The organism is Roseobacter fucihabitans (assembly GCF_014337925.2).
Lineage (GTDB): Bacteria > Pseudomonadota > Alphaproteobacteria > Rhodobacterales > Rhodobacteraceae > Roseobacter > Roseobacter fucihabitans.
On record NZ_CP143423.1, the window covers coordinates 1023454 to 1040952 of the forward strand.

Annotated in this window: 19 protein-coding genes; 15 read left to right on the forward strand and 4 right to left on the reverse strand. The window is 58.7% G+C overall.

The features are described 5' to 3' along the window. Positions 1 to 68: 68 nt before the first annotated feature. The 15 genes from ROLI_RS05165 to ROLI_RS05235 all read left to right on the forward strand — a co-directional run bounded on the left by ROLI_RS05165 (position 69) and on the right by ROLI_RS05235 (position 15026). Positions 69 to 1172, forward strand: coding sequence for an ABC transporter ATP-binding protein (locus ROLI_RS05165; protein ID WP_187429712.1), 1104 nt, complete (start codon positions 69 to 71; stop codon positions 1170 to 1172). A 2-nt stretch (positions 1173 to 1174) separates the two neighbouring features. Then, positions 1175 to 2038 (forward strand): ABC transporter permease, encoded by an 864-nt coding sequence (locus tag ROLI_RS05170; protein WP_187429711.1) that lies wholly within the window; start codon positions 1175 to 1177, stop codon positions 2036 to 2038. A 1-nt stretch (position 2039) separates the two neighbouring features. After that, complete coding sequence (locus ROLI_RS05175; protein ID WP_187429710.1) at positions 2040 to 2891, forward strand: ABC transporter permease; 852 nt, start codon at positions 2040 to 2042, stop codon at positions 2889 to 2891. 129 nt (positions 2892 to 3020) lie between these two features. Beyond that, positions 3021 to 4550, forward strand: a complete 1530-nt coding sequence (locus tag ROLI_RS05180) for an acyl--CoA ligase (protein ID WP_187429709.1) — start codon at positions 3021 to 3023, stop codon at positions 4548 to 4550. A gap of 1 nt (position 4551) precedes the next feature. Then, positions 4552 to 5535 (forward strand): 2-dehydropantoate 2-reductase, encoded by a 984-nt coding sequence (locus ROLI_RS05185; protein WP_187429708.1) that lies wholly within the window; start codon positions 4552 to 4554, stop codon positions 5533 to 5535. Positions 5536 to 5620: 85 nt separating this feature from the next. Further along, the gene (locus ROLI_RS05190; protein ID WP_187429707.1) at positions 5621 to 6295 is read left to right on the forward strand and encodes an ABC transporter ATP-binding protein; all 675 of its coding nucleotides are present in this window, start codon (positions 5621 to 5623) and stop codon (positions 6293 to 6295) included. Beyond that, positions 6292 to 8673 carry an ABC transporter permease gene (locus tag ROLI_RS05195; RefSeq protein WP_187429706.1) on the forward strand — a complete coding sequence of 794 codons (2382 nt, stop codon included), beginning with the start codon at positions 6292 to 6294 and terminating at the stop codon, positions 8671 to 8673. Before ROLI_RS05190 ends, ROLI_RS05195 begins: the two co-directional genes overlap by 4 nt. Then, on the forward strand, positions 8663 to 9712 hold the full coding sequence (locus ROLI_RS05200) for a lipocalin-like domain-containing protein (RefSeq protein WP_187429705.1): 1050 nt from the start codon (positions 8663 to 8665) through the stop codon (positions 9710 to 9712). The genes ROLI_RS05195 and ROLI_RS05200 overlap by 11 nt, the downstream gene beginning before the upstream one ends. A 183-nt stretch (positions 9713 to 9895) precedes the next feature. Continuing rightward, entirely contained in the window at positions 9896 to 10393 is a 498-nt protein-coding gene (locus ROLI_RS05205; RefSeq protein WP_338469236.1) for a hypothetical protein, read from the forward strand. A gap of 132 nt (positions 10394 to 10525) precedes the next feature. Beyond that, the gene (locus tag ROLI_RS05210) at positions 10526 to 11407 is read left to right on the forward strand and encodes a molybdopterin cofactor-binding domain-containing protein (protein ID WP_262386476.1); all 882 of its coding nucleotides are present in this window, start codon (positions 10526 to 10528) and stop codon (positions 11405 to 11407) included. Between the two features lie 45 nt (positions 11408 to 11452). Next, the gene (locus ROLI_RS05215) at positions 11453 to 11602 is read left to right on the forward strand and encodes a hypothetical protein (protein ID WP_262386475.1); all 150 of its coding nucleotides are present in this window, start codon (positions 11453 to 11455) and stop codon (positions 11600 to 11602) included. Further along, the gene (locus ROLI_RS05220; protein WP_316247435.1) at positions 11599 to 12012 is read left to right on the forward strand and encodes a molybdopterin cofactor-binding domain-containing protein; all 414 of its coding nucleotides are present in this window, start codon (positions 11599 to 11601) and stop codon (positions 12010 to 12012) included. Before ROLI_RS05215 ends, ROLI_RS05220 begins: the two co-directional genes overlap by 4 nt. A gap of 90 nt (positions 12013 to 12102) precedes the next feature. Then, the gene (locus ROLI_RS05225) at positions 12103 to 13251 is read left to right on the forward strand and encodes an acyl-CoA dehydrogenase family protein (RefSeq protein ID WP_187429704.1); all 1149 of its coding nucleotides are present in this window, start codon (positions 12103 to 12105) and stop codon (positions 13249 to 13251) included. A 193-nt stretch (positions 13252 to 13444) separates the two neighbouring features. Next, positions 13445 to 14488: a chemotaxis-specific protein-glutamate methyltransferase CheB gene (cheB, locus tag ROLI_RS05230; protein WP_316247434.1), complete on the forward strand. Its 1044-nt coding sequence runs from the start codon at positions 13445 to 13447 to the stop codon at positions 14486 to 14488. A 19-nt stretch (positions 14489 to 14507) separates the two neighbouring features. Further along, a complete protein-coding gene (locus tag ROLI_RS05235) occupies positions 14508 to 15026 on the forward strand; it encodes a chemotaxis protein CheD (protein ID WP_187429702.1) in 519 nt (172 codons plus the stop codon). Positions 15027 to 15149: 123 nt separating this feature from the next. On the opposite strand, the gene ROLI_RS05240 is transcribed toward ROLI_RS05235, so the two are convergent. From ROLI_RS05240 to ROLI_RS05255, 4 genes are all read right to left on the reverse strand, one after another. Continuing rightward, positions 15150 to 15689: an SAM-dependent methyltransferase gene (locus ROLI_RS05240; RefSeq protein WP_262386474.1), complete on the reverse strand. Its 540-nt coding sequence runs from the start codon at positions 15687 to 15689 to the stop codon at positions 15150 to 15152. Next, the gene (locus ROLI_RS05245) at positions 15686 to 16498 is read right to left on the reverse strand and encodes a hypothetical protein (RefSeq protein ID WP_187429701.1); all 813 of its coding nucleotides are present in this window, start codon (positions 16496 to 16498) and stop codon (positions 15686 to 15688) included. Before ROLI_RS05245 ends, ROLI_RS05240 begins: the two co-directional genes overlap by 4 nt. Before the next feature lie 440 nt (positions 16499 to 16938). Next, on the reverse strand, positions 16939 to 17082 hold the full coding sequence (locus tag ROLI_RS05250; protein WP_316247433.1) for a helix-turn-helix domain-containing protein: 144 nt from the start codon (positions 17080 to 17082) through the stop codon (positions 16939 to 16941). Next, positions 17051 to 17494 (reverse strand): class I SAM-dependent DNA methyltransferase, encoded by a 444-nt coding sequence (locus ROLI_RS05255; RefSeq protein ID WP_262386473.1) that lies wholly within the window; start codon positions 17492 to 17494, stop codon positions 17051 to 17053. Before ROLI_RS05255 ends, ROLI_RS05250 begins: the two co-directional genes overlap by 32 nt. Positions 17495 to 17499: the final 5 nt, after the last annotated feature.

A 17499-nucleotide genomic window follows, 5' to 3' on the forward strand; every position in this document is an offset into this window, starting at 1 on the left:
GTTCCTACACCACGACCTATGGAGCGCGGATCTCGCGCTCCATTCTTTTTTGCGAAAGACGATACGATATGTCCGATATCCCTGATCTCGAATGCCGCGCGCTCTGCAAGAGTTATAATGATTTTCAAGCGGTTAAGGACGTAAGTTTCAGCGTTCCCAAGGGGACGTTCTTCTCCATCCTCGGACCTTCTGGATGCGGCAAGACCACGCTGCTGCGCATGATCGCTGGGTTTCAGGAGGCGACCGGGGGGGATTTGCTGATCAAGGGCAAATCCATGCTGGATGTGCCGCCCAACAAACGCCCCGTATCCATGGTGTTTCAACATCTCGCCCTGTTCCCGATGATGAACATCGGCGCAAACGTCGGCTTTGGTCTGCGCCAACGCGGGGTGAACAAGAGTGACATCCAGGTCCAAGTCGAGCGCGTGTTGGAGCGCGTCGGGCTGGGCGGTGTCGCGGAGCGGCCTGTTGACTCCCTCTCCGGCGGGCAGAAACAGCGCGTGGCGATTGCCCGCTGTATGGTGCTGGAACCGGATGTGTTGCTACTGGATGAACCGCTGGGCGCGCTGGATCTCAAGCTGCGCGAACACATGAAGGTGGAACTGAAAAAGCTGCAATCTGAATTCAACACGACCTTTGTTTATATCACCCATGATCAATCCGAAGCGCTGGTGATGAGCGATCAGATCGCCGTCATGAATCACGGTCGCTTTGAGCAGATCGGCACGGCCAAAGAGCTGTATTATCAACCGGATACCGCCTTTGTTGCCGGGTTCGTCGGCGAGGCGAACACGCATACCGCCAGGGTGGAAAGCGCCAATGGCGAGGCGCTGCATCTCGTGACGCCGGATGGTTTGCATCTGCGCGGTGTGGACGCGGGTGACAGGCTTGCCAAAGGCGACAGGGCCCAGATTTTCGTGCGCCCAGAAGCCATACGCCTATCGCGCAGCGTCGCGGATCTCGCAGGCCTGCAAAACACCGGCAAGGGTCGTGTGGAAAGCGTGTTGTTCAACGGGGCCAACAGCCAATTGATCCTGCGCGATGGCGCGAATGGTGCTGAAATGAGCGTCGCCCTGCCACAAACCGCCGAATTCCGCGATCTGGCCAAAGGCGATGACATCCATTTCGGCTGGGCACCCGATCAGACGCGTTGCTACCGGCAGGTGTCCTGAAGATGCGCTCGGACACATCCAAACTTGGGTTCATCCTGCTGCTCGCGCCCTTGCTGATCTGGCTTTTGACGCTGATCATCCTGCCCCATGTCGGCATGTTCATTGTGTCCTTGCGCGAAAAGGTCGGCATCCGCGAATATGAGACCGGCTTCGCCAATTACGCGGTGTTTTTCAACGAACCGCTCTATTGGAACACCTTTGCGCGCACGGCCTATATGTCGATCACCGCGACTTTTCTGACGCTGCTGATCGGCTTTCCAATCGCCTATTATATCGCGAAACTGACCCGCGGGCGCACCAAGACTACGCTCTTCCTGATGTGCCTCATCCCGTTTTGGGTGAGCGAACTGGTGCGCACTTTTGGCTGGATGATCCTGTTGCGCGAAACCGGGGTGGTTTCATCGTTCTTACAATATGCCGGCCTGACCTCTGCCCCCATCGAATTCCTCTACAATGACGCGGCGATCATGACGGGGCTGGTTTATACGTCGATGCTCTTCATGGTGGTGCCGCTGGTCACGACGCTTGACAGTCTGGATGACAGCCTGATCGAGGCGGGCTATGATCTCGGCGGTTCCAGCCTGTCGATCCTGCGTGAAATCGTTATCCCACATGCCATGCCGGGGATCGTGTCGGGCTGCATCGTGGTGTTTATGCTGTCTTTGGGCAATTACCTCACGCCGATCCTTTTGGGCGGCAAGGACAGCCTGTGGTTCACCGGGCTGATCTACAGCCAGTTCATCACGCGGTTTAACTGGGAGCTTGGCTCCGCCTTCGGCTTCCTGCTGCTCGGCCTTTCCTCGCTGATCGTCTTTCTGGCGCTGAAACTCTCCGGGCAATCGCTTGGCAAGACGATGGGGCGCTGAGATGATCACAACCATCCCGCAATCTACCGCATTTCGCTGGACTTACCGCGCTTATGTGACGTTGTTTTTCATCTATCTGGCCCTGCCGCTGGTGACGGTCTGCGTCTTTGCCTTCAACGACAGCGTCTTCCCCTCGCTGCCCTGGGACGGCTTCACATGGGATTGGTTTTTCGGCACCGAAACGCCGCGTATCGGTGTCTTTCATGAACGCCCCATTCTGCGGTCCATCGTGACATCCGGCGTGGTGGCGTTCTGGGTGTCGGGCCTGTCGGTGATCGTCGGCACCTGCAACGCATTCCTGTTCGTGCGCCATGATTTCAGGGGCAAAAACCTCCTCTACATCCTGATGCTCCTGCCGCTGATCATTCCGGGCATCATTCTCGGCATCTCGATCCTGGTCTTCTCCAGCAGCATCGCGAACACGCTGGAAGAGGCCACAGGTCTTTGGTTTGACGGGCTGCGGCCCGGTTTGATCCTTGTCGTGCTGGGGCAGTTCTCCTTTATCACCACCTTCGCCACGCTGGTCATTTCCGCACGATTGCAGAAGTTTGATTCCAGCCTGGAGGAAGCCGCGCTCAACCTTGGGGCCTCCAAATGGGGCGCGATCCGTCAGGTGACATTGCCCTTCCTGTTTCCGGCGATGCTGGCGGCGGCGGTGGTCGCGGTGCTGATGAGTTTCGAGAATTTCAACACCACGCTGATGCTGGTGGGTTCGGATGCGCCGCTGACGGTGACGATGTTTGATCGGCTCAAGCTAGGCTCGACGCCGGTGCTGAATGCGGTATCGCTTTTGTTGATTGTGGTGTCGGCGGTGCTGGGGCTGTTGTCGTTGCTCTTGAAACGCGAAGATTAAAACGGCTGGCAAGTGACCTTGTAAACTTGCCAATGCCGTTCAACGTGGCATAGTTCCCCGGACGCGCTAACTTGACAGCAACACGCCACGCGGCAGTTTGAAACGTTCCAGAAAAGGACACAGTACCCCATGCGAACCACGGTCACCTCCTTGTTTTCAGATCACCCCGCCGACGCGCCCGCCTTTGGAGCGCCGGAGCGCGCTTGGATGAGCTATGGGGGCTTGCGCGCATTATCCGCGGAAGTCACCGCGTCGCTACAGGGTATGGGGATCGGCAAGGGCGATAGGGTTGCCATCGTGCTGCCCAATGGGCCGGAAATGGCGGCGGCCTTTGTGACCGTGGCGCAGGTGGCGACCACGGCGCCGCTGAACCCGGCTTACCGCGAAGAAGAATACGAATTTTATCTCTCCGACCTCAGGGCCAAGGCCCTTTTGGTCACAGCCGATTATGACGGCCCGGCCCTGAGTGCCGCGCAGAAATCGGGCATGGCAATCATCCGTTTGCATGTTCCAGAAGGCGCGCCTGCGGGGTATTTCACGTTGAGTTCAGACGCTATGGGCAGCGCGGCACCGGACGCGGTGACGGCGGATGACATCGCGTTGATCCTGCATACCTCCGGCACCACATCGCGCCCCAAGATCGTGCCGCTTTTGCACTCCAACGTGGCTGCTTCTGCCGAACATATCCGCGCGTCGTTGGAATTAACCGCCGATGACCGCTGCATGAACGTCATGCCGTTGTTTCACATCCACGGGCTGATTGCCGCCGTCACGGCGTCTTTGGCAGCGGGGGGGTCGATCTGGTGCGCGCCGGGCTTTGACGCCCTGCGGTTTTTCGGCTGGATGAAAGAGGCCAGGCCGACCTGGTACACCGCCGTGCCGACCATGCATCAGGCGATCCTGAGCCGTGCCAAACGCAATGCCGATATCATCGCCGACACGAAACTGCGCTTTTTGCGCTCCTCCTCGGCCTCCTTGCCCGCACAGGTCATGGTCGCGCTGAACGACACCTTCGGCGCGCCCGTCGTTGAGGGCTACGGCATGACCGAGGCCGCGCATCAGATGGCCTCCAACCCGATTGGTGCAGGCAAACAGAAACCCGGCGCGGTGGGCGTTGAGGCTGGCCCGAAAGTGCGCATCGCCCATGAGATCGAAAATCGTCTGATGGAAGGCACCGGTGAGGTTGTCATTTCCGGCCCCAATGTGACGCCGGGATATGAGGGCAACCCGGAGGCCAATGAGAAGAACTTCTTCATGGATCAGGGGCAGCGCTGGTTTCGTACCGGCGATCAGGGGGCCTTTGACGCGGATGGCTATTTGATCCTGACGGGCCGCTTGAAGGAAATCATCAACCGGGGTGGCGAAAAGATCAGCCCGCTGGAGGTGGACGGCGTACTCTTGGATCATCCCGATATCGCGCAGGTCGTGACCTTTGCCGTGCCGCACCCCAAGCTCGGCGAAGAGGTTGCCGCCGCCGTTGTACTGAGCGAGGGGAGTGAGGCCAGTGAGCAGGATATACGCGCCTTTGCCGCTACGCGGATGGCTGATTTCAAGGTGCCGCGCAAGGTGATCATCATGGATGAAATTCCCAAGGGTGCCACGGGCAAGATGCAACGCATTGGTCTGGCCGAAAAGCTCGGACTGGTGGAGAAGGCCTGATATGAAGATCTGCATTTTCGGAGCGGGCGCGATTGGCGGCTATATGGGTGTGAAACTGGCGCAGGCGGGGGCGGATGTATCGCTGGTCGCGCGCGGCCCACATCTGGCGGCGATGAAGGACAAGGGGCTAACCCTGATCGAGGAGGGCGGCGTTGAAAGCACTGTCAAGGTCACGGCCAGCGAGGACCCCGCCGATCTGGGGCCACAGGATTACGTGATCGTCACGCTTAAGGCGCATTCCGTGCCACCCGTTGTGGACCGGATGCAGCCGCTTCTGGGCGATCACACCACGGTGGTCAGCGGCGTAAACGGCGTGCCGTGGTGGTATTTTCACAAGAGCGGCGGAGACCTCGAAGGCACGCGCCTGCAGACGGTCGATCCCGGCAATGCGCAGTGGAACGGCTTTGGCCCGGACCGCGTGCTGGGCTGCGTGGTCTATCCGGCGGCAGAGGTTTCCGAGCCTGGCACCATCCGCCATATCGAGGGCAACCGCTTTTCGCTGGGTGAACCGGATGGCTCCAAATCCGAACGCGCCGTGGCATTGTCCAAGGCCCTGATGGCCGCGGGCCTCAAGGCCCCGGTGCGTCCGCGGTTGCGCGATGAAATCTGGGTAAAACTCTGGGGCAACCTGTCGTTCAACCCAATCTCGGCGCTGACCCATGCGACGCTGGATGTGCTGTGCACCGACGAAGGCACTCGTGCCGTGGCGCGCGGCATGATGCTGGAAGCGCAGGAGATTGCCGAGAAATTGGGCGTCAAGTTCCCCATTGATGTGGAGCGCCGGATTGATGGTGGGGCCGCCGTGGGCGCGCATCGCACCTCCATGTTGCAGGATCTGGACGCAGGGCGCCCGATGGAGATCGACGCGCTGGTCGGGTCGGTGCAGGAGTTGGGGCGCATCACCGAAACGGCGACGCCGACCATTGATACGGTGCTGGCGCTGACCAAGCTGCGCGCGCGATCGGCGGGTCTTTACGGGGGCTGAGACCTGCGTCAGGTCCGCGCAGCCTGCCTTGCGCTGCGCAGAAACTGCGCCATGTCTGAAGAAGATAGAGGTTGCAGGACGCACAATGGTATTGAAGATTTCCAATCTGGCAAAACGCTATGAAACGGGCGCTGACCCGGTTGAGGTGCTGCGCGATGTCTCCTTTGAGATGGCGGCAGGCGACACCTTGGCCTTGGAGGGCGAATCCGGCAGCGGCAAAAGCACATTGCTGCATCTGGTGGCGGGGCTGGACCGTGCCAGCGCCGGACAGATCGAGGTGGAAGGCGTTGATATCACCGGGTTCACCGATACGCAGTCGGCGCGCCTGCGCCGTGAAAGCGTGGGGCTGATCTTTCAGCAATTCAACCTGATCCCCAGCCTGAATGTGCAAAGCAATATCGCCTTTCACGCCCGTCTGTCGGGTCGATATGATCCGCATTGGGCCGATGAATTAACGGATAAAATCGGGCTGCGGGATCATCTGAACAAATACCCCGAAGCCCTATCGGGTGGGCAACAGCAACGCGTGGCGATTGCGCGGGCTTTGGCGGCGCGGTCCAAATTGCTGCTGGCGGATGAGCCGACGGGCAATCTGGATGAAACCACGGCGGATGCGGTTCTGGCATTGATGCTGGAAAGTGCCGCACAGACGCATACCGCCATCCTCATGGTGACCCATTCGACCCGGCAAGCCGCGCGCATGCGCCGCCGGCTTACCCTGTCGCGCGGGACGATCCTGGCGGAGCCGCCCAGCGTATGACACGGTACGGCATCATCGCATTGCTGTCCCATTGGCGAAAAAACCCCTGGCAGATGGTGACATTGATTGCCGGGCTTGCGCTTGCGACGGCGCTTTGGTCTGGTGTGCAGGCGATCAACTCTGAGGCCCGCGCCAGTTACGACACCGCAGCACAGGTGCTGTTGAATGCCGATCTGGGCCAGATCGAGCGCCGCGACGGCGCGCCCCTGACCACTGCCGACTATGTCGGCCTGCGACGTCTTGGCTGGCAGGTCAGCCCGGTGATCGAAGGGGATTTCCCGGCTGACGGCGGGACGATAACCCTGCTCGGGGTGGAGCCCATGACCCTGCCGCAGGCGGTGATGGCGGCCAATCGCGCGCCGGAGACCGACAACGGCCAGGACCCGGTTTTCCAGCGTGATGGCCTCGTGGTGCACCCGGATGATATGGCGTTGTTCCAGAACGCGCCGGTGTCGATCCAATCCGATCCGCAACGCACCCCTGGCACCGCCATTGGGGATATCGCGACGGTGCACCGGCTGCTTGAACGCCCCGGCGACATCACGCGGCTGATTGTGGCGCCGCGCCAGCCGATCACGCTGGCACCGTTGCCGGAGCAATTCCGCATGACGCCGCCCAGCGGGCAAAACGATGTGGCCCGGCTGACCGAGAGCTTTCATCTCAACCTCACGGCTTTTGGCTTGCTGTCCTTTGCCGTGGGGATTTTCATTGTCTACGGGGCTGTGGGGCTGGCGTTTGAGCAACGCCGCGCCGTGTTTCGCACGTTGCGCGCGCTGGGGCTGCCGCTGCGGCGTCTGATGCTCTTGCTGGCGCTGGAGTTGGGGGTCTTTGCGCTGATCGCCGGGGCGCTTGGCGTGGCGCTGGGATACGGGATCGCGGCGGCCTTGCTGCCGGATGTGGCGGCGACGCTGCGCGGTCTTTACGGTGCCGATATTTCCGGCCAGTTGCGACTGCGCCCCGCCTGGTGGCTCTCGGGGCTGGGCATGGCGCTGGCCGGTACGGCGGTTGCGGCAGCCGGGGCTCTTTTCAAACTCGCACGCCTGCCGCTGTTGTCCTTCAACCACCCGCGCGCGATGAGCATGCATGCCGCAGGGGCCGCACGCTGGCTGGCGCTCGCGGCGCTGGCATTGTTGTCGATCGGCACCGCTGCGGCCTTTCTGGGCGAGGGGCTCTTTGCAGGTTTCACCCTCTTGGCCTGTCTGTTGCTCGGTGCGGCCTTCCTGTTGCCGATTGTGCTCAACACGGTGCTGACCCTGGCAGCGCAGCGGCGCGGCGGGCCGGTGCGTGAGTGGTTCTGGGCGGACAGCCGCCAGCAATTGCCAGGGCTTTCGATGGCGCTCATGGCCTTGATGCTGGCGATGGCGACGAACATTGGGGTCTCCACCATGGTGTCGAGCTTTCGGCTCACCTTCACCGGCTATCTGGACCAGCGTCTCGTTTCCGAGCTTTACCTGAACACGGCGTCACCGGCGGAGGCCGCAACGATTACCGATTACCTGCGCAGTCAGGGCGTCACGGTTTTGCCTATTATCTGGCAGGATGTGCGGATCGGTGGTTTGCCCGCAGAGGTCTACGGCATCCTCGATGATCCCACCTACCGCGACAATTGGCCGGTGCTGGAGGCGCTGCCGCAGGCCTGGGACAGGCTGGCCGGGGGCGAGGGCGCTTTTATCAATGAACAGTTGGCGCGCCGAAACGACTGGCATGCGGGGGATCACTTGCCGGACGGCGATTTGATCCTCGGAATCTACAGCGATTATGGCAATTCCGCTGGCCAGGTGGTGATCTCAAAGCTCCGGTTCGACGCCCGATATCCCGGCCTGAGCGCGCAACGGTTTGGGTTGCGCACATCCGACCCCGACGCCTTGGCGACGCAATTGCGCGCCCGTTTCGACCTTGGCGAGGAGGCGCTGATCAATCAGGCGGCGCTGAAGGCGTTCTCGCTTGCGGTCTTTGAACGCACCTTTTCCGTCACGGCGGCGCTCAATCTGCTCACCCTCTCTGTCGCTGGGCTCGCGCTGCTGATCAGCCTGCTGACGCTCGCCAGCCTGCGCTTGCCGCAACTTGCCCCTGTCTGGGCGCTTGGGCTGACACGGCGGCGTCTGGCGGGGCTTGAGGTTTTGCGCGCGCTCTGTCTGGCGGCGCTGACAGGGGTGCTGGCGGTGCCGCTGGGTCTGGCGCTTGCCTGGGTCTTGCTGGCGGTGGTCAATGTCGAAGCCTTCGGGTGGCGTTTGCCGATGTTCCTCTTTCCCTGGGATTACGTGAAACTGGGTGCGCTGATGCTCCTGGCGGCTTTTGGGGCCGCGCTTTGGCCCGCAATTAAATTGGCGCGCACCCCTCCTGATCATCTTCTGAAAGTCTTTAGCAATGAACGTTAAGGCACTCTTCGTAATTTTGTTCTTGTGGCTTATCTCCGCGCTGGGCGCGCTCGCTCAGAGCTTTGCCGGGCTTGGGGGGGACGCCGAAGGGTTCGATCTGCCTCAGCGCGGCACCGTTTTCGAGTTCCCCGCAGATCACGGCGCGCATCCAGGGTACCGCATCGAGTGGTGGTATTTGACGGCCAACCTGCGCGACGCAGAGGGCACAGAATATGGGCTCCAATGGACGCTGTTTCGCAGCGCGCTGGAACCGTTGGAACGTCCCGGTTGGGACAGCCCACAGCTCTGGCTCGCCCATGCTGCTGTGACGACGCCCTCCGCGCATTACGTCGCGGAACGGCGTGCGCGCGGCGGGATCGGGCAGGCGGGTGTGATCGCGGACCCCTTTGAGGCCTGGATAGACGATTGGGTCTTTGCGGGGGCGGATATGGCGCAGATGAGCTTGCGGGCCTCTGGCACGGATTTTGCCTATGACATGGCGCTTGAGGCGCAGGGGCCGTTGGTTTTTCATGGCGACCGGGGCTATTCGCAAAAATCCGCTTCCGGGCGCGCCAGCTATTACTATTCCCAGCCGTTTTTTGATATTTCGGGTATTCTGACCCTGCCGGATGGGCCGGTGCAGGTAAGCGGGCAGGCTTGGCTGGATCGCGAATGGGCCTCCCAGCCACTTGGCGCCTCGCAGGTAAGTTGGGATTGGTTTTCCATGGGTTTTGAGGGGGGCGCGCGTCTGATGGGCTTCACATTGCGCGACACCGAAGGGGGCAGCTATACGGCGGCCACATGGATTGAGCGGGACGGGACCGCGACCCCCTTTCCCGATGGCGCGTTTTCGGCCGAGCCGCTGGTGCAAAGCGACGTGGCCGGGCGCAAAATTCCGACCAGTTGGCGCGCCACCCTGCCCGACAAGGGGGTGGATGTGACTGTGGAGGCGCTGAACCCGCAGGCCTGGATGGAGACCTCCATTCCCTATTGGGAGGGGCCGGTGCGCATTTCAGGCACGCATCGCGGGCGGGGATATCTGGAGATGACGGGGTATTGAGCGCGGCCCTTGCGTCATTGCAGCACGGGTCTCTTTTCGCGGTGCCGCGCCTGGCCTATACTGAAATCTGCGACAAAAAGGAAAACACATGGTGCCTCGTTCCGGCACGCTGACACGACGCGGGTTTATCATCGCCGGGATGGCCATCGCAGGGGGGGCGTCGCCTTTGGCAGCTTTCGTGTGATGACGCCCCATGCCAATCCCTTGCTGGAGGGGCTGGGGTCTGAGGACGTCAGCTTTAACGCTTACGTGCGGATCAAACCCCATGTCGATCTTGGGCAGGGGGCGGCCTCGATGCAGGCCAGTTTGATTGCAGAAGAGCTTGATGTCGCGTTTGGCCAGTTTCAGATTGAACAGGCGCGCGCTGATCCCGCCTATTACAACACCGCCCTGGCGGATGAGGCGGTGCCGTTTATGTCAAATGATACCGGTATGGCGGCGCAAACCCTGCGAGATGTGATGGGCGCGGCCTTCAAGCTGGCGGGCATTCAGGTCACGGGCGCATCCACGTCGGTGCCCGATAGTTTTCACAAGCTGCGCGTGGCCCGGGCGGTGGCGCGCGCGACGCTGAAAGCGTCGGCCGCTGCGCAAAGCGGGATTGCGGTTGAGCGTCTGCGCACGGCGCAAGGCCAGGTCACTTTTCTCGATACCACAGAGATTTCTTATACCGAATTGGGATAGGCTGCGGCGAAGATTGAACCAATTTTCAAGGTAATGATACGTCCGGCAAGCGATTGGAAAGTAATTGGCAAGATACTGCAAAAATTATATATTTTTGCAAAGTCAACGGGTTTGCAAAGCTATGAAATAGATTTGCAAATAGACGGAATGTTGCTGGCGGCTGTGCGCTGCAACCCGTGCAAGGGTGGTGCCCTGTTGCATTCCGATACCAATACCGCACTGACCCTGCGCGGGGTAAAGCGGATCGTTCCGGTGACAAACGGTGTTGCGGTCATTGCAGAAAACAGCTGGTATGCGATGCAGGCCCTGGACGCGGTGATCTTTGAGTGGGGTGACGCGCCTTATCCCGATAATCAGGAGGCCCATTGGGCGGCGGTTGCGCAGTCATTTACCGCCGAAAATCTGGACCGGGTCTGGCGCGATGATGGCGACGTTACATCCATACTGAAGACCGGCCAGGACATCGACGTGGAATATCGCGCGCCCTATGTGGCGCACCAGCTGCTTGAACCATTATCCGCAGTCGTACGCGTGACGGAACGGAGCGCCGATGTTTGGGCAGCGCATCAGATGCGGCGCTTTGTGCAGCAGCGGGTGGCCGAAACGGCCGGGCTAAAGCCGCAGCAAGTGCGGTTTCACAACCAATTTGCCGGAGGCAGCTTCGGGCACCGGTTGGAGTTCGACAATATCGACCGGGCCACCGAAGTGGCGATGCAGATGAAAGGGATCCCGGTCAAGCTGATCTTCAGCCGCGAAGAAGATTTCGCGCAGGATTACCCGCGCCAGATCGCAATGGCGCGGGCGCAGGGACGCGCGCAGGGCGGGCAGGTCGAAACGCTTGATTTGCACATCGCCCCCCCTTCCGCCACGCGCAGCCAGATGGGGCGGGTCGGCTTGCCTATGCCGGGACCAGATGTGCAACTTGAGGCGGGCGCCTGGAATGCACCCTATGGCCTCGCGCATTTCAGGGTGTCCGCCTATACGGTGCCGGAATTGCGCCCGACCAGTTCATAGCGCTGGGTCGGCGCGCCCACGGCGGGGTTCTTTGGCGAATGCGCTTTGGATGAGGTGATCCATGCCGCCGGGGCCGATCCGCTGTTGGAACGCCTGCGTCTGGTCAATGATCCAGGCGCGAAGGCAGTGTTGCAGGCCGTCGCCGAAATGTCGGGTCGGGGTGCGCCTCTGCCAGCAGGACGCGGGCGCTTGTGACCTCTTTCGAGGTGCCTGTGGCGCAGGTCATTGAGGTGACCCAAACCGGCGAGGCCATCCGCATTGACCGCGTTTTTCTGGCCGCCGATGTGGGTCTTGTCGTGGATCCGGTCAATTTCGAAAATCAGGTCCAGGGTGGTGTGATCTGGGGGTTGGGTCATGCGATCAACTGCGAAATCACAATTCAAGACGGGCGTGCCGGGCAGAGCAATTACCACGCCATCGAGGTGGTGCGGTTTTATCAGCCCCCCGAAATCATCGTCAGGGCCATTGAAGGGGGCGGAAAAATCCGTGGTATCGGCGAGCCGCCCGTTCCGCCCGCAGCCCCGGCGCTGGCGAATGCGATCTTTGCCGCGACCGGCAGGCGCATCCGGGAAATGCCTCTTAACCGGCATATTGATTTCATCTGATGTGGGCCTTTTGCAAAGCACCCTATTAATGCTATCGCGGTGAAGACCGCGCGGCATGCTGTGGCGGCGCAGACAGGAGAGCACAGGCATATGGATTTTTCGGCAAGCGAAGAACAAAACGCAATTTTCGACATGGCCTATGCCTTTGGGCAGGAGCATATCGCCCCGTTTGCGCGCGCGTGGGAAGCGCAGGGCACCATCCCAAAAGAGCTCTGGTCCAAAACGGCTGAGTTGGGGCTTGGTGGCATCTATGTCAGCGAGGAATATGGCGGCTCGGGGCTCAGCCGTCTGGACGCGACGCTGGTGTTTGAAGCGCTTTCCATGGCCTGTCCCGCGGTCGCCTCGTTCCTGTCGATCCACAACATGTGTGGCGGCATGATCGACAAGTTTGGCAGTGAAGAAAGCAAGACCAAATGGTTGCCGCAACTCTGCGCCATGGAGAAGATTTTTTCCTATTGCCTGACCGAGCCCGGTTCGGGATCGGACGCCTCAGCCCTGCGCACACGGGCGCAGCGAAGCAACGAAGGATACATATTGAACGGCACCAAGGCTTTCATTTCGGGCGGGGGCTATTCGGATGCTTACCTCAGCATGGTGCGCACTGGGGAGGACGGCCCCAAGGGTATTTCGGCGATGATCATCGAGGCTGGGTGTGACGGGCTGTCTTTCGGGGCCTTGGAGGAGAAAATGGGCTGGCGCGCACAGCCCACGGCGCAGGTGCAGTTTGATGCCTGCAAGGTGGCGTTTGAAAATCTGGTCGGGGAGGAAGGTCGCGGCTTTGCCTATGCGATGGCCGGGCTTGATGGCGGGCGGTTGAATATCGCGGCCTCTGCACTTGGTGGGGCGCAATTCGCGCTGGATGCGGCACTTGGGTATGCACGCGAGCGCAAGGCATTTGGTAAATCCATTGACCAGTTTCAATCGCTGCAATTCAAACTGGCGGATATGGAGGTCAAATTACAGGCGGCCCGTGTGTTCCTGCATCAGGCGGCCTGGAAGTTGGATAAGGGCGCTGTGGATGCGACGAAATTCTGCGCCATGGCCAAGGTTTTCGTGACCGATGTCGCCTTTGAGGTGGCAAATGATGCGCTGCAAATCCACGGCGGATATGGGTATCTGGCGGATTATGGTATCGAAAAAATCGTCCGGGACCTGCGGGTTCATCAAATCCTCGAGGGCACAAATGAGATCATGCGCCTGATCGTATCGCGCCAGCTCATTTTGGATCACGCGTCCTGAACGCTGCCGCTGCGCGTAAAAATCCCTCCTGCCTTAAGCCTCGCTTCATATTTTTTTGCGATACCCTTTGCCAGACATATTTAGTCGGCGGCGTGTCGATTTTTTTGAACTATTGGCACGGGAAATCAATATGGCAGTGAGTTTTTCACACGATTCACAAATAGGCGGCGATTCTCCCAAAAGGGTCTTGATCGTGGACGATTCGCGGGTCATGCGCGCTTGGTTGCGAACCGTTATATCCGGTGATCCGCGTCTCGAAGTTGTGGGGGAAGCGGAGGATGCGGTGCATGCGCGAGATTTTCTCATGGCCCACCCTGCGGATGTCCTGACGCTCGACATCGAGATGCCGGGCATGAGCGGTCTTGATTTTCTGACGCGCCTGATGCGTGCGCGGCCCATGCCGGTCGTGATGATGTCAAGCCTGACGGCGGCGGGGAGTGATGCGGCAATCCAGGCGCTATCGCGCGGGGCTATTGATTGCATGGTCAAACCGTCCAAGAGTTTTGGAGAAGAATTGACAGCAGATATTTGCGAACGCGTTTACCACGCCGCCTGTACGCGTCCCTCACAATTGCAGACGCGCTTGCAGGCGAGCGGTGTCGCTGCATCCATACCGGCTGCACAAGCGCGCAATGCCGCCCCCTGTCGGAATGGGTCAATCATTTTGATCGGAGCCTCCACCGGCGGTGTGGCTGCGCTTGAAACCGTCTTGCCGGCGTTGGACCCAGACGGTCCACCCGTCGTGATAGTGCAGCATATGCCTGGAAATTTTCTGGTTAGTTTCTCAGAGAGGTTAAACAGGCAGATGCATCAGCGTGTCTATTTGGCCAATGAGGAAACGCCTTTGAGCCGGGGCGACATCGTTCTTGCGCCCGGCAATGATCGACACACGCAATTGTTGCGGCGAGGGGGGATTTGGGGGGTTAAGTTTGCGCCCAATGATCCACCTGCGCTGCATTGTCCGGCTGTGAATATGTTGTTCTCCTCCGCAGTGGGGGAGGCAAAGCATGTAACGGCAGCACTCCTTACGGGGTTGGGTCAAGATGGGGCCGAAGGGCTTTTGGCGCTTGCAGAGGCAGGCGCTTCAACCTTCGGACAAGATGAAGGCACTTGCGTGATTTATGGCATGCCACGTGCTGCAAAAGCGATTGGTGCTGTGCAGCGCGAGCTTGCGCTGGACAAAATTGGTCATGCCGTCAAAGAAAGCGCTGCAAAGCGCGGCAGAATGAAACGATAGGGCGAAGAGGCTGAAATTGATGCAAAACTCACGTCATCATATTACGCAAGGCGAGCAGGCAGTTAGCAATGATCCGGACTTCGTGATCAGCACCTTGCTGGGGTCATGTGTGTCATGTTGTTTATGGGACCCTGACTCTCAAGTTGGTGGTATGAACCACATGCTGCTGACCACCAGTTCAGCGGAAAACGGTGTGTGCAATCTTGTCGGTATCAACGCTATGGAGCTGTTAATAAACGAAATTCAGAAAAAAGGCGGTCAAAGGAACAGGCTGCGCGCAAAGGCCTTCGGGGGCGCGCAAATGGTGTCTGGCTTGAGTGAGATTGGCAGGCAGAACAGCGAATTTATTCTCCGTTTTCTTCAACAGGAGGGCATTCAATGTGAAGGGCATTCGTTGGGGGGGGAAACTGCGCGCCACATCATGTTTTGGCCTGCTAGCGGTCGCGTAATGCTCAAAATTCGCAGCGATGCACCCACCGAGACCATCTCGCAAGTTAAAGCGCCTGCTACTGCGGGTAATGATCTAGAGTTGTTTTAGTATCCACTTATTGGTCTAAACCCTCTGTGATATTTGGATTTTCAGAGAATAACTGAGCACTTAAAGCGTTTTGCATTTAATCTGAGGCATACTGGCGATCATCCGCATCAACCTATTGGGCTATTACTGACTAGCATTCAATTCGCGGGCCACACTTCGGAATTGGTCTAGTGCAGCTTCAAGGTTTTCGACGATCTCCGCTGCCAACACATCCGGCTCTGGAATGTTCTCTATGTCTTCAAGGCTATCGTCTTTCAACCAAAATAAGTCTAGGTTGAGCTTATCTCTTGCCGCCAATTCTTGATAATCAAACTTCTGGAAGCGTTCCGTTTCCTTGCGGTCTCGATAGCACTGGACGAACTCGTCGAAATCCCCCTTAGACAGCCGCTTTGTTTTCAAAGTTTTATGAATGTTTGTGCGATAGCCATAGACCCAAAGTGCCTTGGTCTGAACATCACGGGATGCAGGACGTTTGTCGAAAAACAAGACGTTTGCTTTGACCCCAGGACTATACCAAATACCTGTTGGAAGCCTTAGGAGCGTGTGAAAGTTGAACCCCTCCAAGAGCCGTTTGCGGATACCTTCACCAGCCCTTCCGGCCTCAAACAGGACATTGTCAGGCAGCACCACACCGGCACGGCCATTGGTTTCCATGACGGTCATGATGTGCTGCAAGAAGTTGAACTGCTTGTTCGAAGTGGTGAACTTGAAATCGTCACGTTCAAAGTCCTGATGCGCGACACGGTCACGATCTCGGTCGTCACAACAAAGGTGTCATGGTCGTCAATAACGCAATCAGGTTCGCCAGCGACTTCAATCTGTTGTTGCATGTATGTTCGGATGCCACCTTTGCGTCGGCACCAACATCTGCCCAGACCATTCCTTTCATCCTCACAAAGGCAAAATTCGATCTCATCGGGTCGGAGAGGTGACATGTTGATCAACGGAAGATATCGACCGACTGGCCGTAGGACGTCCAATTCAGGCTTATCCTCAGGTTTTTCGTAAGTGATCTTTCGGAAGACAGGTTCAAGCAACTCGATTTCTCGCTTCGCGGGAGACCAATGACTTGCATCAAGCCCTTCGAGAAGTTCATCTTCCATCCAAGCAACAAATGCATTGGCTTTGATAGGGTTGAAGTTCTTCGTCTTGCCATCGGCAAAGACCATGATTGCCCTAGGGCTGATGAAAGAGCCACGATTACGGCGGCCATCGGTGAACCTGAAAGAGGTGTCTTTGACCTTGATGATGTCAGGATGGTCAAGCCTCTTTAAGCTCCGACCAGTATTACCGGTTTCGTTGGTGTTCGTGCCAAGCAGTTCAACAACATCAGATGCAGGGAACCAGATGTTTCCATTGGTCTTGATGAAATCGACAGTTTTGTCGCTATCAAAATCATTGTAGATGGCAACATCATGTTCATAATCATCAGTGAACAAGGCAGCACCACCATCATCGACACTGTTGTCCATGTTCGGTCCTTTCTTAAACTATAAGGGTAATGACGGGTATTTTTTGACGGGTATCTCGATCAGCGTCAGCGCCAGTGGGTCTTCGCCGATGGCAGGGCGGACTATCGGAGGTCTGTGTCAACTTGCGAAAACTACAGACTACACCCCTTGGCAGACATGCGCTCTCACACACCCTCCCCAGCAACCGTTAATGTCCCCTCAAAGAGGCCGTGAAAGAACTGCCAGAAGTAAACATCACGGGCCTGCCCCAAGAACTGAACCGTCATCGCTAGCCACAGCGTTGGGTATCCAGCCCGGTTCCCTCGCGGGGCCACTCAGGTTCGGTTCTTTAGGGCTAGTATGAGGGTTATTGTGCTAAACCGCCTTTCTCTATAAGTGCCTTGATGCCCTCGTCGCCCTTTCGTCAGGGCTATGGTGGGGGTTATTGGTTACAAGCGGTCTCAAGTCGCTGCTGTTGTCCCATTGAGAATGCGATAGACCGATTGCCTGCTAATACCCAGCCGTCTGGCGATCTCCGCTGGACCGACGCCTTCCTCTCGAAGCTGCCGGACTTTAATGCACCGGACTGCTATCGTTCCCGACACCGTGAAGATATAGGTTCATCGCGGCCAACCTGACCACCTCATCGACGATATCGACGCCATTAAAGGTGGTGGTCCGAAGCGCCCTGAGCTTTTCGCGATCTTGGCTTTGTCCCTTCATGTGATCGTAGGCTGAAAGCAGAAAGCCGCCGGTGCCGCACGCAGGGTCACTGACGGTTTCGCCAATCTTGGGGTCTACACATTTGACGATTGTTTCGATAACGGGTCGGGGTGTGAAGTATTGGCCTGCACCGGATTTCACCTCGGATGCGTTGCGCTCCAACAGGCCCTCGTAAATCTCGCCCTTCACATCGACGCCGATGCCTATCCAAGGCCCTTCCTTGTCGATCAGGGACACCACACGGGTCAGCTTGGCGGGGTCGCTCAGTTTGTTCTGAGACTTGCCGCATTTCAAGCGCA